Here is a 2,008-nt window from a genome sequence, read left to right on the forward strand (position 1 = left end):
TTCGGTCCCTATCCGCTGTGCGCGTAGGAATATTGAGAAGGGCTGTCCCTAGTACGAGAGGACCGGGACGGACGAACCTCTGGTGTGCCAGTTGTCCTGCCAAGGGCATGGCTGGTTGGCTACGTTCGGAAAGGATAACCGCTGAAAGCATCTAAGCGGGAAGCCTGCTTCGAGATGAGTATTCCCACCACCTTGAGTGGTTAAGGCTCCCAGTAGACGACTGGGTTGATAGGCCAGATGTGGAAGCCCGGTAACGGGTGGAGCTGACTGGTACTAATAGGCCGAGGGCTTGTCCTCAGTTGCTCGCGTCCACTGTGTTAGTTCTGAAATAACGAACGGCCGTGTTTTCATCCGGTGTTGGTTAATTTCATAGTGTTTCGGTGGTCATTGCGTTAGGGAAACGCCCGGTTACATTCCGAACCCGGAAGCTAAGCCTTTCAGCGCCGATGGTACTGCAGGGGGGACCCTGTGGGAGAGTAGGACGCCGCCGAACAATTATTCCGGGAAAGCCCCGTGCCCTTGTGGCACGGGGCTTTTCTGCGTTCCGGAGCCGTTTTCGATGGATGCCCGGCTCGGATCAGCCGGCTCCGAGAGGCGTGATCACGCTGATCATCGAGGCGCAGGGGCCATCTGCTGAAGCTCGTTCTTCGGAGCAGATGGGGACGGCTTCCGATACGACGCGAGGGATGCCGCGGCCCGCTTTTTGCCGCAGGCTCATGAACTGTCACGGCACGGCATGCACCTGGCTCGGCACCTCGCATCGTCGTTTCCAGCTCTCGGCCAGGGCGACCGGGGAAGGTGCTGCCGCAGGACCGGTGGGACTGCCGGTGCGGCACCGAAACGCCCGGCTGCCCTGCGTGACAGATACGACGCCACGGCTTGCTCTTTCGTGAGCGGCCGCGTCGACGCGGACATCCGGGTCACCGCGGCCGTGAAACCCGGTCCGGGTGAGACGCGCGCGCCCCGCTGCAGTCCGAGGTCCCCCGACCCGGACCGTGAGGGAAGGCGCTGCGGGCACGAGGTGCCATCGAAGACTCGACCTGACCCACGAGCCCTGCTTCCGCTCGCGGAGAGGGCCAGGCACTCGTGGGCCCCTCACCCCAGGGAGAGCGAGCGCAAAGGACTCCTTGACCTCTCGTCCGCAGAACTGAAGGGTGGACCTCATCGGGGTCCAGCCCACCCCGCCCGACTTCGTCGGCCCTGGTGCTGATGCATCGAGGGCGTCTGTCAACGTGATCGAGGCACTGAGACATTGAGGCGGGATCTACCGATGGGGACGAGTGGGTGCTGCGGGTGGAGGGACGGTCCTGGGCACCGGCCTAGAGCCGGCCAGCCGCTTTCAACGCGAGGTAGGCGTCGGCTACGGCAGGTGCGAGGTCGGCCGGAGCCGCGTCGACGACCACGACGCCATGACGGCGTAGCTGGTCCGCCGTACCGCGGCGCTGAGCCTGCGTCTGTGTTCCGGCCGCGGCGTCATACACCGCGTCCACACTGCCCCGCGCGTGCGTCATCGTCTCGACGTGAGGATCCGCTACCGCGGCCACCAGCACCGTGTGGCGCTTCGTGAGCTGAGGGAGGACCGGGAGCAGCCCTTCCTCGATGGGAGCGGCGTCCAGGCCTGTGAACAGCACGATCAGGGAGCGGTGGGGAGCGCTCGCCAGAGCCGCCTTGCTGAGACCGCGTGCGTCGGTCTCCACGAGCTCCGGTTCCAGCGGTGCCAGGGCACCGACGACCGTCGACAGGACATCGCCTCCGGCGGCCCTGCCCCGCACCTGGGTCCGGATCTTTCGGTCGTAGGCGAGGAGGTTCACACGATCGCCCGCACGCGTGGCGAGAGCGGTGAGCAGCAGGGCCGCGTCCATGGCCGCGTCGAGGCGTGGCACATCGCCCACCCGGCCGGCCGAGGTGCGTCCCGTGTCGAGGACGAGGAGGATGTGGCGGTCACGCTCGGGACGCCAGGTGCGTACGGCAACGGTTGACTGGCGCGCGGTGGCCCGCCAGTCGATGG

At 65.9% G+C, this 2,008-nt stretch carries 1 protein-coding gene and 2 rRNA genes; 2 read left to right on the forward strand and 1 reads right to left on the reverse strand.

The window, feature by feature from the left end; genetic code table 11:
• Together ACGF5U_RS31880 and rrf are read left to right on the forward strand one after the other, a co-directional pair.
• Positions 1-297 (forward strand): 23S ribosomal RNA (locus ACGF5U_RS31880); the annotation flags it as partial.
• A gap of 79 nt (positions 298-376) precedes the next feature.
• Positions 377-493: ribosomal RNA gene (gene rrf / locus ACGF5U_RS31885) — 5S ribosomal RNA — on the forward strand.
• A gap of 826 nt (positions 494-1,319) precedes the next feature.
• On the opposite strand, the gene ACGF5U_RS31890 is transcribed toward rrf, so the two are convergent.
• On the reverse strand, positions 1,320-2,008 hold a 689-nt coding region (locus tag ACGF5U_RS31890; RefSeq protein ID WP_392818964.1), incomplete at its 5' end, for a DUF58 domain-containing protein.

Source organism: Streptomyces sp. NPDC047886 (assembly GCF_043204435.1).
In the GTDB taxonomy this organism is placed as follows: Bacteria; Actinomycetota; Actinomycetes; order Streptomycetales; family Streptomycetaceae; genus Streptomyces.